1 protein-coding gene and 2 pseudogenes are annotated in these 1,636 nt (G+C 67.1%); all 3 read left to right on the forward strand.

What is annotated here, in order from left to right:
• Positions 1-146 (forward strand): annotated as a pseudogene (locus IE206_RS43925) (hypothetical protein); the annotation flags it as partial.
• A gap of 110 nt (positions 147-256) precedes the next feature.
• On the forward strand, positions 257-673 hold the full coding sequence (locus IE206_RS42160) for a DUF6507 family protein (protein ID WP_189972068.1): 417 nt from the start codon (positions 257-259) through the stop codon (positions 671-673).
• Positions 670-1,636, forward strand: a pseudogene (locus IE206_RS42165) (hypothetical protein); the annotation flags it as partial. The gene IE206_RS42160 and the pseudogene IE206_RS42165, both read left to right, overlap by 4 nt.

Below are 1,636 nucleotides of genomic sequence, written 5' to 3' on the forward strand. Positions count from 1 at the left end.
ACCACGGCAAGGAACTGCGCTGGAACAAGGCCGCCCACGAGGTCCGCGAGATCATCCGCCTCGTCCGCGGCACCCTCGAACTGAACGACGGCACCGCCCAGTCCACCCTCTCCAAGGCGAAAGCTGCCGTCGACGCCATCGGCTGAGGCGCGTAGGCGCGTAGGCACGTACGGCAAGCAGTACCAGTAGCACAGGCAGAGCAACTCACCGCATACGCGCGGTAGTTGGGCGGCAGGCAGGGAACGGGGGAAATTTCGTGTCGGCTTGGGACATCAAACCGTCCGGGGTTTCGGGCGTACTGAAGAAGACGGCCACCGCGGCCGAGGCCATGTCGAAGGCCGGAACAGCGATGCAGGAGAGCCTGAAGTCGGCAGCGTCGTCGGCGGGCACGATCTCGGGCCCGTACTGCGGCACGGAAGCTCCGATGGGCCCGGTCGGCGGCGCACTCGGCGAGTTCATGCAGCACAAGGCGCAGGAGCTCGGCTACATCGCCGTCCGCACCGAGCACTCGCTCACCGGTGCGTACGAGGCGACGACCGAGTACGCCAAGGGTGACCTGGACATGGCCGCGAACAAGCAGAAGCAGGCCATCAAGGAACCCGTCGTCAACGACAAGGGCCAGGAGCTCGGTGCGGACGGCAAGCCGATCGAAAAGCCGGGGGGCGCGAAGTGAGCGACAAGGACGTCATCGAGCCCGGCGGGATCCCGATGTTCACGGGCAACCTGGAGCAGCTCACCAAGGACGCGGCCGCGCTCACCAAGCAGGCCGGTGAATTCCGGGACGGCGGTTCGAACGTCCACAAGGAGTTCCAGGGCCTGTCCGCGTGCTATCAGGCCCCCGAGGCTGATCAGCTGTTCGCGACCACGCTGCCGGTGAAGACGAAGGCGGACGATTTCGCGGACGGGCTGGAGAAGGCTGCCGCGGCGTTGACCGAGTACGAGGGCACAGTCCGGCCGCTGGTCGCCAAGCTGCAGTCGCTGCGGACTGAGGCGTTCGCGTTCACCGACAGCATCGAGGGTGACGACCACTGGCGGCGCGACCAGAAGAAGGTCGATCACAACAATCGCCTGATAAGTGACGTCGGGGCGACCGTCGGCGCGTTCACGGACGCCGAGCGCGCCTGCCACGACAAGATCACCGCGCTGGTCGGCGGCAGCAAGCTGACGGTGGACGACGGCAGCCACAAGCCGGGTATGTACGGGTACTCGGTGGATGCGCTCCAGCATGCCGAGGAAACCCCCTGGGGCGGGCACGCCGAACGCGAGTACACCGGCCTGGCCTGGGCCTGGCACCAGGTCAAGAGCTTCGTCTGGGACGGCTTCATCGTCGACGGGATCTGGGGCACCATCAAGGGCCTCGGCACCCTCGTCGGCACCGACGGCTGGGACAAGGCAGGCCAGGCCTGGACGGGCCTCGCCAAACTCGCCACCGGCCTCGCGATCTCCTCCACCCCCTTCGCCGCCGCGTTCTGGATGACACCCGACAAGGACATGCCGAGCTGGCTCCGTGACTCCCGTACCGCGATGAAGGAGACCGGCAAAGCTCTGGTCGCCTGGGACGAATGGGGCAAGAACCCGGCCCGCGCCGCAGGCGGCGTCACCTTCAACGTCCTGACCACCGTCTTCACCGGCGGCT

It is taken from the genome of Streptomyces violascens (genome assembly GCF_014649955.1).
Lineage (GTDB): Bacteria > Actinomycetota > Actinomycetes > Streptomycetales > Streptomycetaceae > Streptomyces > Streptomyces violascens.